The following is a 19,554-nucleotide window of genomic DNA, read 5'->3' on the forward strand; positions in this document are numbered from 1 at the left end:
CGGCGCGCGATAAAGGATGGAGAAGAGTAGCTTCACATGGGAATTCTCGACAAGGTGTCCTCGCCCGCTGACCTAAAGGGACTGGATGCAGACCAGCTCGAACAGCTGGCCGCGGAGATTCGCGAGTTTCTGATCCAGAAGGTCTCCGCCACCGGCGGCCACCTGGGGCCGAACCTGGGCGTAGTGGAGCTGACCATCGCGATGCACCGGGTATTCGATTCGCCGTCGGACCCGCTGATCTTTGACACCGGCCACCAGGCCTATGTGCACAAGATCCTGACCGGTCGCCGTGACCTCTTCGATACCCTACGCCAAAAGGATGGCCTGTCCGGCTATCCCGACCGCGCGGAATCCCCGCACGACTGGACTGAATCTTCCCATGCTTCCGCATCTCTGTCCTACGCGGATGGTCTGGCCAAGGCGTTTGAACTCACCGGGCAGGTGCACCGGCACGTCGTTGCCCTCGTGGGCGATGGTGCCCTGACCGGTGGTATGACCTGGGAGGCGCTCAACAACATCGCTGCAGCAAAGAAGCGCAGCCTTGTTGTTGTCGTCAACGACAACGGGCGCTCTTATTCCCCGACGATCGGCGGCCTGGCCGAGAACCTGGCCGCGCTGCGCCTACAGCCCATGTACGACCGGGTGATGGATACCGGAAAGAACGCCCTCGGACGCATGGGCTGGGTCGGCGACCGTGCCTTCCAGGTGATTCACGGCTTCAAGGAGGGCGTGAAGCACACCGTTATCCCGCACGAGATGTTCCCGGAGCTGGGGCTGAAGTACATCGGCCCGGTCGACGGCCACGACCTCAAGCAGGTGGAAAACGCCCTGCGTTATGCCAAGGACTACGGCGGCCCAGTTATCGTCCACACCGTGACGCAGAAGGGCAAGGGTTTCGACCCAGCGGAGCAGGACGAGGCCGACCAGATGCACTCGACCGGCGTGATCGACCCGATTACCGGCGAGTCGATGGCGAAGAAGACCGAGGGCGCAATCAGCTGGACCAAGGTGTTTTCCAATCGCCTGATCGATATCGCCAACGAGCGCGAGGACGTAGTTGCCATCACCGCCGCCATGGCTGGCCCTACGGGTCTGGCCGACTTCGCCAAGGTACACCCCAGCCGTACTTACGACGTCGGCATCGCCGAGCAGCATGCGGTGACCTCCGCTGCCGGCTTGGCGCTCGGTGGTCTGCACCCCGTCGTTGCTGTGTATTCGACATTCCTGAACCGCGCCTTCGACCAGCTGCTGATGGACGTCGCCTTGCTGAAGCTAGGTGTGACACTCGTCCTCGACCGCGCGGGCATCACCGGTTCCGACGGCGCCAGCCACAACGGTATGTGGGACATGTCGATCACGGGCATCGTGCCGGGCATCCACGTCGCCGCGCCGCGTGATGCGCGCACCCTCGAGCTGGCACTCGACCGTTCGGTGGCCATCGACGATGCGCCTACCGTGGTGCGTTTCCCGAAGGGCAACGCCCCCGCAGCGATTCCTGCGGTGCGAGAGGAAGCCGACTACGACGTGCTCTTCGAGCAGGGCGGCGACGGTGCCGATTCTGGCAAGAAGGTGCTCATTGTTTCCTTCGGCGCTCTGGCCGCGCAGGCCCTCGCTGCCGCCCAAGCTCTTTGTGACGCCGACTTTTCCGCCACCGTCGTCGATCCCCACTGGGTCATTCCCACGTCGGAGAACCTGCTGGAGCTGGCCAAGGACTTCGATCTGGTTGTCACGATCGAAGACAACGGCATCCACGGTGGTGCCGGCAGCACCCTGCAATACGAGCTATCCGCCGCGGGCATTGACGTGCCGGTACGGATCCTGGGCGTGCCGCAGAAGTTCCTGGCTCACGCCTCGCGCGGGGAAGTGCTGGAGGAGCTCGGCTTGGACGTCGACACGGTCGTGGACACCGTACTGGGTTACGCCCAGAAGCTGTAGTCCCCGCTATACACCCCGGCCACGGCGGGGAGGGTGGCGTTGAGGAGGACCTCTACCTGCCACGGACGCAGCCCCAGGCTTTCCCATTGAGTGCCCAGAAGATCCTCCCATTCGGCCAGTGGGTCGGCCGCCCCGTCGTAGGCATGGCTGGCCTCCGCCAGCCAGCAGGCCCAGGCGGCCTTGCGCAGGTTTCGCCTGGTGACGATGGTATCCAGCCGTATCTGTAGATTATCGGCGACGTCGTCCGCCGCAGACAGGATTGCATCTGCGTAGGTAGCGGCGCGCGGGTATTCCTGGGGCCAGATCTTGTGGTCGGGAATCCCGGGGGACGAGTGCCGGGGCGCACGGTAGTGCTCTAGTTCGAGGTCGTAGGGGGCGGAGGTGAGGGCGTCCGAAAGAACCTCAGTAAACCGCCTGCGAGCCCGCGGGGCAAGGCGAACCCGCGAGCGGTGCAGACAAAATCGGAGTTGCTTCAGCGCAGCATTCGGATCGTCGACGACGTGACCGGCGATGGCGACGATGTCGCGGCTGCGCAGGATGGTTTCGGGGGATAGATCGCGGTGGCGGGCCAGTTGATCGCGCGCCTCCCACAAGTCGTGGGCGACCTTGCGTGACAGGGGTCTACGCAGAGAGGAAAGCCCCTTCATCGAGGTCCAGTCGGGGTCGGCCAGGGCCGTGGCGGATTCGAGCACATAGGCGCATTCCTGGCTGTACCACTGATTACGGCCCATTTCGGCAAGCTCCTGCATGCAGAGCTTGTGGATCTCGATGAGCCATTCCACGTCCAAGGCCGCGTAGTTGAGCATCTCCGTGGTCAGCGGTCTGCGCGACCAGTCGGCGTTGCCCTTGTCCTTTGGTACTTCGATGCCGAAAAAATCTTCCAGCAGGCCGGACAGCCCGATGCGTTCGGCGCCGAGGATCTGAGCCGCGATCTGTGTGTCGTGCAGACGCTGCGGCTGCCACCCCAGAGCCATCAGGCAGGGCAGATCCGTGTGTGCGGCGTGCAGGATCCAGTCGGCGCTATTGACGACCTCCGACATGCGGGCGGCGGCCGTGGGCTGCGCTTCTGGGTCGATGAGGAAGGTTCCGGCACCGCGGCGCCGCAGCTGGATGAGGAAGGCGCGGTCGTTGTAGCGGTAGGCGGAAGCACGCTCGGTATCGATGGCGATGGGGCCGGTTCCCGCGGCGAGGGCGCGGGTGGCTTCCTTGATCTGCTCCGGGGTGTCCCGCAGAGGCGGGGTACCGGCGGCGGGGACAGATACAAAGCTCACACGACAACGATACGCCACGGGCGCGTTGCTGGCCGCTGGAGCTGCACTGCGGAGGCGTGCGATTTAAGAGTCGTTGGCGGCGCTGGCGGTGCCCGCGGAACGGGCGCCGAAGGCGAGTGCGGTCACACCCTCTGGTGGCAAGCCAGCGACGTTGGCCAGAACCTCGGCAAAAGCCTGGACGTGGCCGGTCAGGTCAGAGCCGGTGGCAGTCCAGGACGCACGCAGTTCCAGCTGGAAGGCACGCGGCGGGCCACCGATGTCGCCATAACGAACAGAGGCGGTAGAAGTGACCGTTCCGCCGAGGTCGGTGTACTCGCATTCCGGCGAATCGAGCTGTTCTTTAAGCCAATCCCAAGCAACATCCGGCAACAGGGGGTCGGAGGCAACGGCGGCGTCCATGTCCGCCTGAATGTAGGCGACCATGCGCATCTTCTTGCCCTTCCACTGCTCCTCGCCTTGCGGGTCGTGCAGCAGAATGAGGCGGCCAAAGGCGTCGCCTGCGGGGGTAGCGCTAGATTCGGCGCCGGGGGTGTCCTCGTCGGCGGGCAGCACCTCGAGGCCGATGGCGTGGCTGAGGGGTGCGAGGTTGCGGGGAGGGCGAATATCGCCGACGCTGATGCCGCGACGCACATGTGCTTCCGACATGGAGCGCACGGCTTCGTGGAAGTACTCTGGGATCTCAGTCTCTTGGCTCACAAGGCCTAAACCTAGCCTTTAAGGTTTGGTGCGGACGTGAGGCGCGCCGAGGCGATTGTGATTGTCGGGCGCTCCGCTGGCGCTGGCATAATGGAGGCCATGACGCGTGAGCCTTTTGATCGCCTAGATCCTATGTCCGACTTGCCCGCCGATGTCGCTGCTGCCGAGGCACGCCGCCGAGCCGATAAGGATGCGCCTTTCCTGGCCGCTGCGCGCGGCGAAAAACCCAGTCGCCGACCAGTGTGGATGATGCGCCAGGCAGGCCGTTCGCTGCCTGAATACCGCGAGATTCGCAAGAACCACGGGATGTTGGAATCTTGTTTCAACCCTGAGCTGTTGGCGGAGATCACGCTGCAGCCGGTGCGGAGGCACGATGCCGATGCAGCGATCCTGTTTTCCGACATTGTGGTGCCACTTAAGGCAGCGGGGGTGGAGTTGGACATTGTGGCCGGTCGGGGTCCGGTCGTCGAGCACCCGGTTCGCACGCAGGAGGCTGTCGACGAGCTGCCGGTCGTCGAACCAGGCCAGTTGGACAGCATCGTCGAGGGCATCGGCGGAGTTCTGGAGGGGCTGCGCAACGACCAGGTGCTCATCGGATTCGCAGGCGCGCCCTTCACCCTCGCTTCTTACCTGGTGGAAGGTGGCCCATCGAAGAACCATGAGGTCACGAAGGCACTGATGTACACCCATCCTGATGTGTGGCATTCGCTGATGCGCCGATTGACGCCCACAATTGTCCGCTTCCTCCAGGTTCAGGCGGAGGCTGGCGTGGATGCCCTGCAGCTGTTCGACTCTTGGGCGGGCTACTTGTCCGCCCGGGATTACCGGGAATTCGTCCAGCTGTATTCCGCCCAGATCTTCGATGCGATGCGTCCCTATGGCATTCCGATGATTCACTTCGGCGTGGGCACTGGCGAGCTACTGGGAGATATGGCTCTGGCCGGCCCGGATGTGGTGGGAGTGGATTGGCGCGTCCCGATGGACTCTGCGGCGGCGCGTATCTCTGCCGCACTGCAAGAGGCCAAACCCACCGCGGAGCCTGCCAGCCGCGCGAAGGCACTGCAAGGCAACCTGGATCCTGCGGTGCTATTCGCTGGCCCGGACATTACCGCAGAGAACGTCGCCCGCATTTGTGCAGAGGCCGACCGAGCTATCGAGCGCGGCCAGGCTCGCGGGCACATCTTCAACCTCGGCCACGGGGTGTTGCCCAACACGGATCCGGATGCCATCACTCGCGCCTTTGAGGAGGTTCACAAGCGATGAAAGCTAACCAGTTCTCCTGCCACTTCGAGAAGCTAGATACCACCGGGCTGGAGGGGCTGCGCGTCGCCGTCATCGGCGGCGGAATTGCGGGTCTGAGCGCAGCCTGGGAGTTGCGCCGACAGTTGGGGCCGAATGCCCGCATCCTGGTGACCGAGGCCTACGACCGTCTGGGCGGGAAGCTCAAGACAGTTAACTTCGCCAACGGCCCAGTGGACATGGGAGCGGAGGCCTACCTGGGTTTTCGGCAGGACTTCACAGAGCTAATCGAGTCCGTCGGGCTGGGCGATCAGTTGTGCACCCCCTCTGGCCTGCCGAGTGGGTTCTACGTCGACGGTGCCCTGGTGGACATCCCCCGCCGCACGCTGATGGGAATCCCCGCCCGTGGTGAGGACGTGCTGGAGGTCGTCGGCAAGGACGGAGCTGCCCGCATCGACGCGGAGCGTAACGGTCAGCCCATGACGTGGACCCCCGGCCAGGACACCTCTGTTGGCCAGTTGGTGGAAGCCCGATTGGGGCGCATCGTGGTCGACCGGTTGGTCTCCCCGCTGCTCGGAGGCGTGTATTCCGCCGACGGATTCGACCTGGGTGTCCGCGCCACCATCCCGCAGCTTGCCGCGGAACTTGATCGTCTGGGCGAAAACGGCCAGCCGTTCTTCCTGGTGGATGCCGTGGAAGCGATTCTTTCGAAGCGTGCGGCTGCACAGCCGGAGGCGAGGGAGAAGCCCAAGCCGGTGTTCCGCAGTCTGCGCGGAGGCTACGCCAGCCTGGTGGACGCACTGGTGCGTCACGCGAACCCCGAGGTGCTGCGCAATACGGCGGTGGAATCCATCGGCCGCACCCGCACTGGCTACTACATCGATCCGATCGGTGAGTTCGACGCGGTTATTGTGGCCACTCCCGCCCCGACCGCATCCGCGATTCTGCAGTACATGGCACCCACGGCCGCGGACGTGTTGGGCGAGGTGGAGCTTGCCAGCAGCGTAGTCGTCGGCATGCGCATGGCTTCCGCCCATGGCATCCCGGAGCGCTCTGGGGTTCTTTTGGGAAGTGACGCCCCCACCGAGGCGAAGGCTTTTACGTTCTCTTCCCGCAAGTGGCCGCATCTGGCCGAGCGGGGAGGAGCTTTCGTGCGCGCTAGCTTCGGCAGCTTCTCTAACCCCTGGCACTTGGAAGTGGACAACCGTGCTCTGCTGAGTTTCGCAGTCGACGACTTGGAGCGCATCACTGGCGAGCGCAAGACCCCGGAGGAGTACTTCGTTCAGCGCTGGTGGGGTGGCCTGCCACGCTACGGAGTGGGCTACATGGATGCGATGGCGCAGGCCTACGACGACGTGCTCGGTGTGCGTGGGCTGGCACTGGCCGGCGCCATGCTCAACGGCGTGGGCGTGCCAGCTTGTGCGGCCTCCGGTGTGGAGGCGGCCCGGGAGATCATCCGCGAAATGGCGTGACCCTCCCCACGCCTACCCCCTCCCATGTACTGGGTCGCGTAAATTGGATTGCACATGCGGGTGTGGGAAAACCCGCGACACTCAAAACCAAGAAAGGCTAAAAGGCTTAAACACCATGAGTGAACTGAACGCGCAGGAAATCAAGCGCCTCAACGCCGTCGTCCGCTTTGCGAACTACTCGGTTTTCAAGGTTGAGCCGGGTGTACTGGGGGAGCGCTCGGAGGTGGCTGCAGACTTCCAGGCATTCATTGACTCCTACGCGGACGCGGATCTGGAGATCCGCGGCGTCTACGACCTGTCCGCGCTGCGTGCCGAAGCAGATGTGATGATCTGGTGGCACGCAGAGAAGATGGAAGACCTGCAGGCGGCCTACCGTCGCTTCCTCAAGGAGACTCAGCTGGGTCAGGCTTGCGAGCCGGTATGGTCCAACACCTGCCTGCACCGCCCCAGCGAGTTCAACAAGGCGCACCTACCGTCCTTCATCATGGGCGAGGATCCGGGCGACTGGATCTGCGTCTACCCGTTCGTCCGCAGCTACGAGTGGTACACCATGGAGCGCGCGGAGCGTTCCCGCCTGCTGCGCGAGCACGGTCAGGCTGCACTGGGCTTCGATGAGGTCCGCGCCAACACCGTTCCTGCTTTCGCGCTCGGCGACTATGAGTGGATCTTGGCCTTCGAATCCCCGACCTTGGAGCGCATTGTTGAGCTTATGTACAAGATGCGCTACACGGAGGCCCGCCACCATGTGCGCGAGGAAACCCCGTTCTTCACCGGCCGCCGTGTGAACGGCTCCCAGGAGAACCTGGCCGGCTTCGTAGAGTCGCTGGCTTAACTCAAAAGGCGCCCACTGGGCGCCTTTTTCTTTGGCTCTTTTAGCCCTCGGTGGGCTTGAGAGTCAGCGCAATGCTGTTGATGCAATAGCGCTGATCCGTGGGGGTGGGGTAGCCCTCACCCTCAAAAACATGGCCAAGGTGGCTTTCGCAGCGTGCACAAAGCACCTCGATCCGGCGCATACCCAGCGAGTTATCCACGCGGGTAATCACCGCGTCGGAATCCTTCGGATCAAAGAAACTCGGCCACCCACAGTGCGAGTGGAACTTTTCGCTGGAACGGAACAGCTCTGCGCCGCAGCCCTTGCAGGCGTACACGCCCTCGGTTTCGGTATCGGTGTACTCGCCCTTAAACGGGGCTTCGGTACCCGCCTGGCGCAGCACGGTGAACTCCTCAGGGGTCAACCGTTCGCGCCACTGCTCCTCGGAGAGCTTGCGGTAGTCGACGGAAGGGTTCAGCTCTACCATTAGTCTTTCCTCTCACGTACCGATTCGGCTGGTGCCCGGTAGAACAGGCCATTCGTGTGCAGATCGCCGAGGGGGTGGACGCTGTGGCGTCGATCCCTAAGAAACCACAACACCGAAACCACCGCGGCAGACACGATCAACAATGACCAACCGATTGTGCCGCGAGTATATTCCGCGATACGGCCATAGTTGACCCACCGGTCGGAAAACCACTCGTCGAAACTGAAAAACAGGTACACGCCCAACCACGCCACCGGGTTGTGCATGGTGGAACGGGATCGCAGTACCGTGAAGATCATCGGCAACAGCAGCATCGAGTAGTACATCTGCCCCAGGCTGCTGATCAAGAACACGCCTGTCAATAAGACACCGGCCGTGGTTGCAGACCACATGACGGGGTCGCGGTCACGGAAGCGCAACAGCATCGCGAGGGCCACGATCACGCCCAGAGCCGCCAAGATCCGCCACAGCCAGATCGTCCAATCCGGGAAACCGAAGTACACGCCGACCCCAGGAATGGAGGAATTGGCGAAGTCGCGAACGCCGCCGAGGTAAGGCAGCAGCTTGTCGAAGTAATCGTTGGCGTTGGCGGTCAGTGGGAAGGCGATGGCGTTCAGCCCAACCGGAATCGCCACTGCAATGCCAATGGTGGAAAGCTGACGGCGCATCAGTGGAATGAACAGCAGGGGGAGGAACTGGGGCTTGACCGTGATGGCTAGGCCGATCACGAGCCCCGCCAGCAGGCTCCGGTTGTTAATGAGCAGCCAGAGGAATAGCGACTCGGCCAGCAGCAGCACGCCGTTGATGTTGCCGAAGCCCAGGGTGTTCGCGATCGATTCGGAGCTGAAGAGGAAGAAGACGCCGACGGGCACAACCCAGGAGGAAAGGCGGAAGCCGAACAACCTTGTCAGCACCATCACCGCGAGTACGGCCGCGATGGCGTTGCCGACCACGTAAATCGCGCGGGCGGCATCGATGTTGCCAACCAGCGACAGGGGGCTCAGCAGCAGCGTGGCGCCGGGGGAGTACAAGTAGTGGGGGTCGGTGGACGAATAGTCCTGGTCGTAGATCGCCTCGTGCGCGCGGAATTTGTACAGGGCGTTAATGACCGTCCCGAAGTCATCGGTCAGCCGTGCGTTCCAGGGGTGCAGGAACGCGCGGTGGATAAAAGTCATCACGGCTAGCGGCCAGAACACCACGCAGAGCAACCGGGAGGTGTCTACACGGGGAGAAGTAGATTTGTCGGCATTCATCGCGGAATGATTTTAGCCCCGGAAGTTCCCCGCGCCCCGGTGCCACGCCGCTGGTAAGAAAGCAAAAAGAGGGAGGCGCGGAGCCTCCCTCAAATTTTTTGGAGCGGATGACGAGACTCGAACTCGCGACCCTCACCTTGGCAAGGTGATGCGCTACCAACTGCGCTACATCCGCATTCGGATCCTCGGGGGGATCCTGTGCGCGATACTGGGATCGAACCAGTGACCTCTTCCGTGTCAGGGAAGCGCTCTCCCGCTGAGCTAAACGCGCCTAATAGTTCACTTTGTGTTTAAGAATGTGGAGGTGGAAACGGGAATCGAACCCGTGTACACGGTTTTGCAGACCGTTGCCTAAGCCACTCAGCCATTCCACCGCGGCAAGTGAAGTGCTTGCTCGTGGTCCACTTTAGTGAACCGTGGAGCGGATGACGAGACTCGAACTCGCGACCCTCACCTTGGCAAGGTGATGCGCTACCAACTGCGCTACATCCGCATTCGGATCCGCATGGGATCCTGTGCGCGATACTGGGATCGAACCAGTGACCTCTTCCGTGTCAGGGAAGCGCTCTCCCGCTGAGCTAAACGCGCAGGAAATCAACGACCCAAGTCCTATTAGGGAACCTACTAGGCTTGAGCGTGGAGCGGATGACGAGACTCGAACTCGCGACCCTCACCTTGGCAAGGTGATGCGCTACCAACTGCGCTACATCCGCACTCGCAAACATTGATCGGTGCTACTGAATGTGCAATCGATCGTTGTTGCGAAAACAAACACTAGCGTGTTTATCTGCCAGATCACAAATCCCCAGGTTAAACAGCGCTTCGTTGCCGGAGATACTGCCGGGGTCGCAGCCATAGAACTACATCGTTGGGATTTTCGGCACCGCTGACTTCAAGGGGGTTTGGTTCTGCTGAGTTCCTAGTGGTAACTTTCTTCCCCAGTGGTCGCAAAGGATCACTAAGGTTCCATAGCTCAGTGGAAGAGCGTTCCGCTCACACCGGAAAGGTCGCTGGTTCGAACCCAGTTGGAACCACCAACATCCGCCCGGCGCGTAGGCGCCGGGCGGTTTTTCTTTTCCCCCTCTAGGGGGTGGGGGATCTGGGGTGGGAACTATTGTCAGCCCGCGCCCGACTACTCATGCAGTGTCGAAAGTGTTCGCAGGATTTCATCCATCGTTTTCGGCGCTATGGTGTTAGCAGTGTCTGTGACAGAAAGGTTCACCGTTTTCATGCCTCGCCGTTTTTCTTCTTTTGGACGCCCCCTCGCTCGCGGCCTTGCCGCGTGTGGAATGGTCGCTGCCGTCTCGGTGGGGGTCAGTGCTCCTGCGGAGGCTCACGACGTGGTGCTGAATTCGAACCCTTCTGCCAACTCCACGGTTGACCATTTGCCAGGCAAAATCGTGCTGGATTTCTCCGGCGCGCCGCAGGATGGTTTCAACAACATCGCGTTGTCCCACAACGGCGATGTTCTGTTCCGCGGGGAGCCGAAGGCAGATGGTCGGCAGTTGAGCATCGACGTGCCCGAGGATGTCCAGTCGAAGAAGGACAACGGCGAGTACGTTATCGGCTACCAGATCACTAGCTCCGATGGTCACTCCACTCGCGGTAGCGTCAAGTTCACTCTCGAAGCTGAGGGCGGAACGGTTAACGGCGCTGGCGATAGTGGAGAGGAGAAAAAGAGTGAAGAGGGGGAAGCGGGGGAGCAATCCCCGAGTGTTCCTTCTTGGTTATTGCCTTTGGGCGGTATCGTCGTAATTGTAGGTGCACTGGCGCTCGCCATTGCCCGCTTTCGCGATGTGAAGAACGACTAGGTTCTTCGCGCGTGATTTGTTGACGTTTACCTGATCAGGAGAATTCCCGTGAAGAAGTTCCGCTCTGCAACCGCCGCTGCACTGGCTCTTTCCACCGCTCTCGCGTTGTCCGCCTGCACCCCTCCGCATGAGAACGACGGTGACAAGCGCGAGGACACTGCCACCACCGGCCCGGCTACCCCGAGCATCCAGTCCACTCAGGAGGCAGCTACGGATTCCGCTGAGTCTAAGACCGAGTCTGAAACCGAGTCTGAGGCTGAGTCTGAATCCGCGACTGCAGAGTCCGAGATGACTGAGATGGACGGCACGGCCGGGAACAACGCCGAGGCAACCGCCTCCGGCGCAGCTTCCGCGTCTGGTTCCGCCAACTAACGCACGAAACTTTTAGTAGCGTGCGTGCCCGGGATATTCCCGGGCACAACGATGGTGGGCCTGAACGCCTTTTTAAACGAAAGGTTCGTTATGTCCCTGACCTCCCTGAATGCTTCCAAGAAGAGCTTGCGTGCCGCTTCGGTGGCCGCGATTGCCCTCAGTGGTGCGCTGGTTCTTTCCGCATGTTCTGATAGCGGGGATGAGAAGAAGGATTCCACTAGCTCCCAGAGCGCTTCGGCAACCGAGTCCTCGGCCGCTGAATCCGCCGAGCAGGGTGGAGAGTCTGCAGCGATTGGCAGCGAGGAGCTGCAGTTCAAGGACGCTTATGTGACGGCAAAGGGCGCAGACAAGATGATGACTGCCGTCTTCGGTACTCTGCACAACACCACTGACAAGGACATCACCATCACCGAGGTCAAGGGCGACATCGATGGTGCTGATTATCAGCTGCACACGGTTGACAACGCCGGTGTGATGAAGCAGGTCTCCGACATGAAGATTCCTGCGGGCAAGGACAAGGCTCTGGAGCCCGGCGGCGATCACATCATGATCATGGAGGTTAAGAAGGAGCTCTCCGCCGGTGATGCCCTGACCCTGACCCTCGTGGACGAGGACGGCAAGGAATACGAGATGAAGAACATCCCGGTGCGCGTTCAGCAGTCGACCCACGAGCACTATGGCGAGGGCCAGGACGGCAAGGGGCACGAGGGTCATGATCACATGGGGCATGATCACGGTGATCACATGAGCCACGAGGGCCACGAGCACCACTAATCGCCATGTCTGATCCTGTAGATTCCCGTTCTTCGCTTTCTGACGCCCCCACGCCCGAACCCGCCAGCGGGCATAAGCTCACCCGCCGAGGTTTCTTCGCCGGGCTGGGCATGACCGGCGCCGCATCCGTACTGGCAGCATGCAGCTCGGCGGATGATTCCGCTGCGTCAGCTGGCAATGCTGGGGCGGACAGTGGGGCGTCAATAAGAAAGATAGATTTCGACGGGCCGCACCAAGCAGGAATCCAGGAAGACTCGCAGACCCATGCGCTGGTCGTGGCTTTTGACCTGCAGAGGGACGGGCTGCCCAGCGGTGGGTTGAAGCAGAACCTCACACGCTTGATGCGGATCTGGACGGGTGACGCTCGCTCGATGACGCAGGGCAAGACCGCCCTGGCGGATCTGGAGCACGAGTTGACCGTCGCACCCCAGAACCTGACGATTACCGTCGGGTGGGGGCCGAAGCTGATTGAGGAAGTAGGTCTTCTGGGCGATGCTCCGTCGTGGGTAAAGAAGAACCTGGACGGCTTGCCGAAGTTCAAGGGGGACAAGCTCAACGATGATTTCGGCGCAGCCGATGTGGTTCTACAGATCTGCGGCGACGATCTGACGGCCGTTAGTCACGCGGCTCGCGTTTTGACCCGTGGCGGGCGCGACTACGCCACGCCGAAGTGGACCCAGCGCGGATTCGTCGACTCACCCACAGGTGAGACTCCCCGCAACCTGCTGGGATTCAAGGATGGCACGGCCATTCCCCGCAAGGAAGAGGAATACAACGAGTTCATCTGGGACGACCAGGGCGGCAGCGCTATGGTCGTGCGCCGGATCGTTTTCGACATGCCGGCCTGGGAGCAACTGGATCGAAAGTCGCGGGAGGTCGTGTTCGGGCGCCACGTCGATACGGGCGCCCCGATCGGCGGCAACGACGAATTCGACCCAGTGGATCTGAACAAGACGGGCGATGACGGTCTGCCGTTGATCGACGAGCGCAGCCACGTTGGCATTACCGCCGGCGAGGGCACGCACATACGCCGTCGCGCCTACAACTGGGACAACGAAGTAACGCCACTGGGCAACAGCGGCCTTATCTTCATCTGCTTCCAGAACGACCCCGACAAGGCCTTCACTCCACTGCAGAAGCGACTGGCGGAAAAGGATCGACTGAATAAGTGGATTACCCACGTCGGCTCCGCGGTGTTTTGGGTACTGCCCGGCACCCAACACGGGGCGTACTGGGGCCAGAAGATTCTAGAGGGGTAGAATCTACGGGCGTTGAGGACTGTCACCAGGTATGTGACCGTCACATGAGCCTTTAGAAGGAGCGCGATCCACAAGTGAGTAACCCCGCAAACCCTCCAGCAGCCGATGCCCATCAGGCACCCGTAACCTTCCGGGTGCCGGCAGGCACTCCCGCAGGCGCTGCAATGCGCGAGCTGGAACTGCCGAACAAAGGCCCGGAAGCCATCGTCTGCGTCAAGGAAGCTGAGGGCGACAACGTCGGCCAGCTGCGCGACCTTTCCTGGGCACCAGAGCAAGACACCGATGTGACTGCGGTGCCCGCCAACACCGATGAGGGACGCGGGGTTATTCGCCACTCCTGCGCACACGTCCTGGCTCAGGCCGTTCAGAAGGAGTTCCCCGGCACGAAGCTGGGCATCGGCCCGGCCATCGAAAACGGCTTCTACTACGACTTCCAGGTTGCAGAGCCCTTCACCCCGGAGGACCTGAACAAGCTGGAAAAGGCGATGAAGAAGATCATCAAGTCCGGCCAGAAGTTCGAGCGCAAGGCCTACGACGACGTAGAGCAGGCGCGTGCGGAGTACACGGACGAGCCTTTCAAGACCGAACTGATCGCCGACAAGGGCAACGTCGACCCGAATTCCGACGAGGCTACCGAGGTCGGCTCCGGCGAGCTGACCGCCTACAGCAACGTCAACCCGCGCACCGGCGACGTCGAGTGGTACGACCTCTGCCGCGGCCCGCACGTGCCCACCACTCGCTACATTCCGGCCTTCGCGCTGACCCGTTCCTCCGCCGCTTACTGGCGCGGTGACCAGTCCAAGGCTGGTCTGCAGCGCATCTACGGAACCGCGTGGGAATCCAAGGAAGCGCTGGCCGAGTACCAGACGATGCTGGCGGAGGCGGAGAAGCGTGACCACCGCCGACTGGGACAGGAACTGGATCTGTTCAGCTTCCCGGACGAGATCGGCTCTGGCTTCCCCGTGTTCCACCCGGACGGCGGCATCGTGCGCCTGGAGATGGAGGAGCACTCCCGCAAGCGTCACATTGCCTCCGGCTACAGCTTCGTTAACACCCCGCACATCACCAAGGGTGACCTGTTCCAGAAGTCCGGGCACCTGGACTTCTACGCAGACGGCATGTTCCCGCCCATGCAGCTGGACGGGGAGACCGATGACGAGGGTAACGAGACCAAGCCGGCGCAGGACTACTACGCCAAGCCGATGAACTGCCCGATGCACAACCTGATCTTCGCCTCACGCGGGCGCTCCTACCGCGAGCTGCCGCTGCGCCTGTTCGAGTTCGGCACTGTGTACCGCTACGAGAAGTCCGGCGTGATCCACGGACTCACCCGCGCCCGCGGCTTTACCCAGGACGATGCGCACATCTACTGCACCGAGGACCAGCTGGAACAAGAGCTAACGACGGTGCTGGAGTTCATCATTTCCCTGCTGCGCGACTACGGTCTGGATGACTTCTACCTAGAGCTATCCACCAAGGATCCGAACAAGTTCGTCGGTAGCGACGAGATCTGGGAGCGCTCCACCGAGATCCTGGAGCGCGTGGCCACCAAGTCGGGGCTGGAACTCGTTCCGGATCCGGCCGGTGCTGCTTTCTACGGTCCGAAGATCTCCGTGCAAGCCCGCGACGCCATCGGCCGCACCTGGCAGATGTCCACCGTACAGTTGGACTTCAACCTGCCGGAGCGCTTCGACCTGGAATACACCGCCCCGGATGGTTCGAAGAGGCGTCCGATCATGATCCACCGTGCCCTGTTCGGCTCCATCGAACGATTCTTCGGCGTGCTGTTGGAGCACTATGCCGGTGCCTTCCCGGCATGGCTGGCTCCGCACCAGGTCGTCGGCATCCCCGTCGCCGACGAGTTCAACGACTACTTGGAGGACTTCGCTGCCGAGTTGCGCACCCAGGGAATCCGCGCGGAGGTCGATACGTCGGACGACCGCATGCAGAAGAAGATCCGCAACCACACCACCGGCAAGGTGCCGTTCATGCTGCTGGTCGGCGGGCGTGACGTGGAAGCCAACGCGGTGAGCTTCCGCTTCCTCGACGGCACCCAGGTTAACGGCGTGCCACGCGAGGATGCCCTGCGCATCATCTCCACCTGGATCCGCGAACGCCGCAATGCCCAGCCAAGCGCGGAACTGGTACAGCCGTTGGTGGAGGCTTAAATCGCTGTGGGGGACCAGTACGTAGACCAAGGCGCAGGCTCGCAGCCCAACCTGCAAGGCGGGCTCGAGAGGCTGTGGGCTCCCTACCGCTCGCAGTACATCGCAAAGTCGGATCGTTCCGCTGACCCTTTTTCCACCCTGCCGGAGCAGTCGGACGAGGAGGCGCTGATCGTCGCCCGCGGCCAGACCGTCTACTGCGTGCTGAACCTGTACCCCTACAACCCCGGGCACATGCTGGTGGTTCCTTACCGCCAGGTTGCGGACTACACGGAGCTCACGGACGAAGAAACCGCGGAGCTCGCGGAGTTTACGAAGATTGCGCTGAAGACCCTGCGCGCCGTGTCGAAGCCCGATGCGGTGAATGTCGGCCTGAATCTGGGCAAGGCATCGGGTGGCTCCATTCCGACACACCTCCACCAACATATAGTGCCGAGGTGGGTGGGTGATGCTAACTTCATGACAGTCATGACCGGTGCCAAGGTGCTGCCACAGACCTTGCGCGAGACCCGTGCGCTGTTAGCGGAGGCATGGGAGCGCACCGTCCTTTCCGCAGACAAGGGAGAGTAACTTCAGCGATGCTTAGCGTGCACGGCCGCGGTCCCGCCGCGGTCATCATCGAACCGATCGCCCGGGTGCTGCACAAGGTGGGGATCACCCCCAACGCGGTGACCGTCTTTGGCACCATGCTGGCGATCGGTTTCGCGCTGTGGTTGATTCCCACCGGACATCACTTCACCGCGGCGGTGCTGATTGGCCTGACCGTGGCTACCGACATGGTCGACGGCACCATGGCCCGCATGCGCGGCGGCGGCACCCGCTTCGGCGCCACGTTGGACGCAACCTGCGACCGCCTCAGTGACGGGGCAATCTTCGGAGCCCTCGTCGTCTGGTTCGGCCTCCAGGATCCCGTCAACACCATCATGATGTGCGTCTGCCTGGTGATTCTGGTCGCCAGCCAGGTCACCAGCTACGTCAAAGCCCGCGCCGAGGCCTCCGGCATCAAGGTCGTGGGTGGCCTGATCGAACGCCCCGAGCGCCTCATCATCTCGCTCGTCGCCGTCGGCCTGAGCGGTCTGGGTATCCCGCACATCCTCGCTTGGGGCCTGTGGATCCTCGCTGCTGGTTCGCTGTTTACGGTCATTCAGCGCTTGGTCGTTGTCGCGCGTTCTGACGCCGCGTCTGAGACCATCGCCGCCCCCGAAGGAGCCCGCGAGTTCCCGACCGACGGGGGTGAGCAGTAATGCGCGAGCGGCTCACGGCCGCGGCCTATATTGCCGGCTGGAAGATCACCTCCAAGCTGCCGCAGCCGGTGGCGAAAGTACTGTTCGAATGGGGCGCAGACGTGGCGTCCAAAAACGGCAAAGGCCCAGAGCAGCTGCGCCGCAACCTGGCGCGCGTCGTCGGGCCAGAAAACGTCACTCGCGACCTGGTGCGCCGGTCGATGCGCAGCTACATGCGCTATTGGCGCGAGGCCTTCCAGCTACCAGCCATGGCGGGGCCGGAGCTGGCTGCGGAGCTGAACCGGAACTTCGTGCCCGGGTCGCTGGAGGCGCTGCACGCCAGCGCAGAATCTGGGCGCGGAACGATCATCGCGCTGCCGCACGCGGGCAACTGGGATATGGCCGGTGTGTGGCTGGTCCACCACTACGGGACGTTCACGACGGTGGCGGAACGGCTGAAGCCAGAGAGCCTTTTCGAGGCGTTCGTGGAGTACCGCGAATCGCTGGGCTTTAAAATCATCGCCTTAACGGGTGCAAAGGTACCGCCGCTGGAGCAGATGGAGGAAGTGCTGCGGGGCGGCGGGACGATCTGCCTGATGGGGGAGCGCGACATGACCGGCCACGGCGTGCACGTGGACTTCTTCGGTGAAAGGACTTCCATGCCCGCTGGTGCGGCGCTGCTGGCACAGCGCACCGGGGCTAACCTGTTCACCGCCCGCGTGGCTTTCCGTGGCGGGTCGACCGATTCGGATGCCGCCCGACGGGGCCAGCCCGAGACCTGGGAACACGAAACCACCCCGGTCGCCGTGGACGGACGCGAGCTGCAGGACATCGTGCAGGAGATGGCCGATAACTTCGCTCGGGGTATCGCCATGGATCCACAGGACTGGCACATGCTGCAGCCTCTGTGGTTCGCCGACCTATCCGAGGCACGGCGCAAGCGACTGGGGTTGGAGGACGCATGAGGATAGGAATGGTCTGCCCGTACTCCTTCGACGAACCCGGCGGAGTACAGATCCACGCCATCGACCTGTGTACGGAGCTGCGCAAGCGCGGACACGAGGTCAGTCTGATCGGCCCGGGGAAGTCCGCCGAGGGGCTGCCGGATTTCGTGGAGCTAGGTGGTTCCAGCATTCCGATCCGCTACAACGGCTCGGTCGCCCGGCTGAGCTTTGGCCCGCGCACCAGAAAGCACCTGAAGCGCTGGATCCGTGATAATCAATTCGACCTGCTGCACATCCACGAGCCGAACTCGCCGTCGTATTCCATGATGGCCATGGCCGTGGCGGAGGGACCGATCGTGGCCACGTATCACGCCTCTGCCAGCGAGTCGAAGATTCTGAAGGTAGCCCTGCCGTTCCTGCGGCCCTACCTGGAACGCATCCACGGCGGTATCGCAGTCTCTGAGGAGGCGCGCAAGTGGCAGGTGGAGAACCTGGCCGGCGACCCGGTGCTGATCCCCAACGGCGTGGATACTTCCGTCTACCGGGAGGCTCGCCCCTTGGAGGGCCTCGGTCAGCCCGGTGTGGAGCGCCCCCGCTTGATGTTCCTTGGCCGTTTCGAAGAGCCCCGGAAGGGACTGCAGGTTCTGTTGGAGGCCATGCCGCGGATCGTGGCGGAGGTGCCCGATGTGGAGCTGATCATAGCCGGTGGCGGCGACATCGATGCGCTGGTCGAGCGGGTACGTAACCTGGGGCTTTCCTCGTGTGTAGGGCTAGGTCCTAGTGACGCCCACGTGCGCGTGCTCGGGCGCGTCAGCGACGCAGACAAGGCCAGCGCCTTGAGCGCTAGCGATGTCTATGTGGCGCCGAACACCGGTGGCGAGAGCTTCGGAATCGTCCTGGTTGAAGGCATGGCGGCTGGTGCCGCGGTGCTGGCCAGCGACATTCCGGCTTTCGAGGCGGTCGGTCAGCACGGCAAATCCGCCCGGCTTTTCCACAATGGCTCGGCCGAGAACCTGGCGAAGCAGGCCGTGCAGCTGCTGCGGGAGGGAAACACCCGGGCGGAGCTCATCAAAGCCGGCGCGGCAAGGGCGATGGACTTCGACTGGAAAACCGTGACCGACCAGGTGGAGCAGGTCTATGACACGGTGACGGTGAAGGGGCGAAAGGTGACGTTGGCATGATCACGATTCCGGTATGGGCAATGATCGCCGCGCTGGCGGTGATCCTCGCGATCATTGTCGGCGTGTGGGCCTCTGGCATGGCCACCAGGCTGAACCGCCTACACATCCGCACGGACTCCGCCCGCGTGAGCCTGGAAGGCGCGTTGCATTCCCGATCGGCCGTGATTGCGGCACTGCAACCGGACCTGAGCCAGGAGGTGGCGCAGGTGAACCGGGTGGCACTGCGGGCCACTGACATGGGGGCACGCAGCGGCGCGGAAAACGAGCTGCTGAGCGAACTGAAACCGGAGGTCTGGAACGCCGCGAGCTTCGTGGAGGCCTCCTCGAAGGTGGATCTGGCCGCGCGGTTCTACAACGACGCGGTATCCGACACGCTCAGTGTGCGTACGCGCCCGCTGGTCCGCGTCCTCCGTCTGGCCGGTCGCGCCCCACTGCCGGAATACTACGAGGCGCTGCTGTCCAGCCCTGCGCCCGCACAGGGTGCCACCCAATCAGGTGACGCCCAGCCCAGTGACGCCCAGCGCGGTGAGGCCCAGCCCGGTTACGCGCAGGATTCCGCAGGTGAGGCAGACTCTGTGGAGGACCAGATTTAAGCGCCCGCCCGATAGCGTTTCCGCAAACTAGACAGGTTAGACTAGAGCAAATCCACATTTCTTGAAAG

The 19,554-nt window shown here is 62.7% G+C and carries 18 protein-coding genes and 7 tRNA genes; 15 read left to right on the forward strand and 10 right to left on the reverse strand.

The features are described from left to right. Positions 1 to 36 precede the first annotated feature (36 nt). Entirely contained in the window at positions 37 to 1,935 is a 1,899-nt protein-coding gene (gene dxs, locus CRD15_RS08500) for a 1-deoxy-D-xylulose-5-phosphate synthase (RefSeq protein ID WP_070551445.1), read from the forward strand. Here dxs and CRD15_RS08505 read toward each other — a convergent pair. Then, positions 1,917 to 3,206: an HRDC domain-containing protein gene (locus CRD15_RS08505; protein WP_187402357.1), complete on the reverse strand. Its 1,290-nt coding sequence runs from the start codon at positions 3,204 to 3,206 to the stop codon at positions 1,917 to 1,919. The two genes, dxs and CRD15_RS08505, sit on opposite strands and share 19 nt — an antisense overlap. 63 nt (positions 3,207 to 3,269) lie before the next feature. Continuing rightward, positions 3,270 to 3,902, reverse strand: a complete 633-nt coding sequence (locus tag CRD15_RS08510; RefSeq protein WP_034975344.1) for a DUF3000 domain-containing protein — start codon at positions 3,900 to 3,902, stop codon at positions 3,270 to 3,272. Positions 3,903 to 4,034: 132 nt separating this feature from the next. Between CRD15_RS08510 and hemE the strand changes: the two genes are divergently transcribed. The 3 genes from hemE to hemQ all read left to right on the forward strand — a co-directional run bounded on the left by hemE (position 4,035) and on the right by hemQ (position 7,445). Continuing rightward, positions 4,035 to 5,165 carry a uroporphyrinogen decarboxylase gene (gene hemE / locus CRD15_RS08515; RefSeq protein ID WP_187402417.1) on the forward strand — a complete coding sequence of 377 codons (1,131 nt, stop codon included), beginning with the start codon at positions 4,035 to 4,037 and terminating at the stop codon, positions 5,163 to 5,165. Then, positions 5,162 to 6,613 (forward strand): protoporphyrinogen oxidase, encoded by a 1,452-nt coding sequence (gene hemG, locus CRD15_RS08520; RefSeq protein WP_187402358.1) that lies wholly within the window; start codon positions 5,162 to 5,164, stop codon positions 6,611 to 6,613. The genes hemE and hemG overlap by 4 nt, the downstream gene beginning before the upstream one ends. Positions 6,614 to 6,728: 115 nt before the next feature. Beyond that, complete coding sequence (gene hemQ, locus CRD15_RS08525; RefSeq protein ID WP_034970708.1) at positions 6,729 to 7,445, forward strand: hydrogen peroxide-dependent heme synthase; 717 nt, start codon at positions 6,729 to 6,731, stop codon at positions 7,443 to 7,445. A gap of 40 nt (positions 7,446 to 7,485) precedes the next feature. On the opposite strand, the gene msrB is transcribed toward hemQ, so the two are convergent. The 8 genes from msrB to CRD15_RS08565 all read right to left on the reverse strand — a co-directional run bounded on the left by msrB (position 7,486) and on the right by CRD15_RS08565 (position 9,877). Next, positions 7,486 to 7,911 (reverse strand): peptide-methionine (R)-S-oxide reductase MsrB, encoded by a 426-nt coding sequence (gene msrB, locus CRD15_RS08530; RefSeq protein WP_034972822.1) that lies wholly within the window; start codon positions 7,909 to 7,911, stop codon positions 7,486 to 7,488. Beyond that, entirely contained in the window at positions 7,911 to 9,164 is a 1,254-nt protein-coding gene (locus CRD15_RS08535; RefSeq protein ID WP_187402359.1) for a glycosyltransferase family 87 protein, read from the reverse strand. The genes msrB and CRD15_RS08535 overlap by 1 nt, the downstream gene beginning before the upstream one ends. 99 nt (positions 9,165 to 9,263) lie before the next feature. Beyond that, positions 9,264 to 9,339: transfer RNA gene (locus tag CRD15_RS08540), tRNA-Gly, on the reverse strand. A gap of 24 nt (positions 9,340 to 9,363) precedes the next feature. Then, positions 9,364 to 9,435 (reverse strand) — tRNA-Val (locus tag CRD15_RS08545). A 28-nt stretch (positions 9,436 to 9,463) separates the two neighbouring features. Continuing rightward, positions 9,464 to 9,538: transfer RNA gene (locus CRD15_RS08550), tRNA-Cys, on the reverse strand. A 43-nt stretch (positions 9,539 to 9,581) separates the two neighbouring features. Next, positions 9,582 to 9,657, reverse strand: a tRNA-Gly gene (locus CRD15_RS08555). Between the two features lie 23 nt (positions 9,658 to 9,680). Beyond that, positions 9,681 to 9,752: transfer RNA gene (locus CRD15_RS08560), tRNA-Val, on the reverse strand. A 49-nt stretch (positions 9,753 to 9,801) separates the two neighbouring features. Next, positions 9,802 to 9,877, reverse strand: a tRNA-Gly gene (locus tag CRD15_RS08565). Positions 9,878 to 10,126: 249 nt separating this feature from the next. Between CRD15_RS08565 and CRD15_RS08570 the strand changes: the two genes are divergently transcribed. The 11 genes from CRD15_RS08570 (at position 10,127) to CRD15_RS08620 (ending at position 19,486) form a co-directional block, all read left to right on the forward strand. Further along, positions 10,127 to 10,201: transfer RNA gene (locus tag CRD15_RS08570), tRNA-Val, on the forward strand. A 192-nt stretch (positions 10,202 to 10,393) separates the two neighbouring features. After that, positions 10,394 to 10,975, forward strand: a complete 582-nt coding sequence (locus CRD15_RS08575; RefSeq protein ID WP_080719771.1) for a copper resistance protein CopC — start codon at positions 10,394 to 10,396, stop codon at positions 10,973 to 10,975. A gap of 48 nt (positions 10,976 to 11,023) precedes the next feature. Next, a complete protein-coding gene (locus CRD15_RS08580) occupies positions 11,024 to 11,347 on the forward strand; it encodes a hypothetical protein (RefSeq protein ID WP_034968256.1) in 324 nt (107 codons plus the stop codon). Between the two features lie 90 nt (positions 11,348 to 11,437). Beyond that, a complete protein-coding gene (locus CRD15_RS08585) occupies positions 11,438 to 12,121 on the forward strand; it encodes a copper chaperone PCu(A)C (RefSeq protein ID WP_187402360.1) in 684 nt (227 codons plus the stop codon). Between the two features lie 5 nt (positions 12,122 to 12,126). Then, a complete protein-coding gene (locus CRD15_RS08590) occupies positions 12,127 to 13,380 on the forward strand; it encodes a Dyp-type peroxidase (protein ID WP_187402361.1) in 1,254 nt (417 codons plus the stop codon). A gap of 164 nt (positions 13,381 to 13,544) precedes the next feature. Next, positions 13,545 to 15,548 (forward strand): threonine--tRNA ligase, encoded by a 2,004-nt coding sequence (gene thrS / locus CRD15_RS08595; RefSeq protein WP_043012148.1) that lies wholly within the window; start codon positions 13,545 to 13,547, stop codon positions 15,546 to 15,548. Between the two features lie 6 nt (positions 15,549 to 15,554). Continuing rightward, entirely contained in the window at positions 15,555 to 16,115 is a 561-nt protein-coding gene (locus CRD15_RS08600) for an HIT domain-containing protein (RefSeq protein ID WP_051891509.1), read from the forward strand. Between the two features lie 8 nt (positions 16,116 to 16,123). Continuing rightward, positions 16,124 to 16,789 carry a phosphatidylinositol phosphate synthase gene (pgsA, locus tag CRD15_RS08605; RefSeq protein ID WP_043012147.1) on the forward strand — a complete coding sequence of 222 codons (666 nt, stop codon included), beginning with the start codon at positions 16,124 to 16,126 and terminating at the stop codon, positions 16,787 to 16,789. Continuing rightward, positions 16,789 to 17,733 carry a phosphatidylinositol mannoside acyltransferase gene (locus tag CRD15_RS08610; protein WP_034968230.1) on the forward strand — a complete coding sequence of 315 codons (945 nt, stop codon included), beginning with the start codon at positions 16,789 to 16,791 and terminating at the stop codon, positions 17,731 to 17,733. Before pgsA ends, CRD15_RS08610 begins: the two co-directional genes overlap by 1 nt. Continuing rightward, a complete protein-coding gene (locus tag CRD15_RS08615; RefSeq protein WP_043015198.1) occupies positions 17,730 to 18,893 on the forward strand; it encodes a glycosyltransferase family 4 protein in 1,164 nt (387 codons plus the stop codon). The genes CRD15_RS08610 and CRD15_RS08615 overlap by 4 nt, the downstream gene beginning before the upstream one ends. Beyond that, a complete protein-coding gene (locus tag CRD15_RS08620) occupies positions 18,890 to 19,486 on the forward strand; it encodes a hypothetical protein (RefSeq protein ID WP_255463816.1) in 597 nt (198 codons plus the stop codon). The genes CRD15_RS08615 and CRD15_RS08620 overlap by 4 nt, the downstream gene beginning before the upstream one ends. Positions 19,487 to 19,554: the final 68 nt, after the last annotated feature.

Origin of the sequence: Corynebacterium sp. LK28, assembly GCF_014335105.1 — a bacterium.
Taxonomy (GTDB): domain Bacteria; phylum Actinomycetota; class Actinomycetes; order Mycobacteriales; family Mycobacteriaceae; genus Corynebacterium; species Corynebacterium macclintockiae.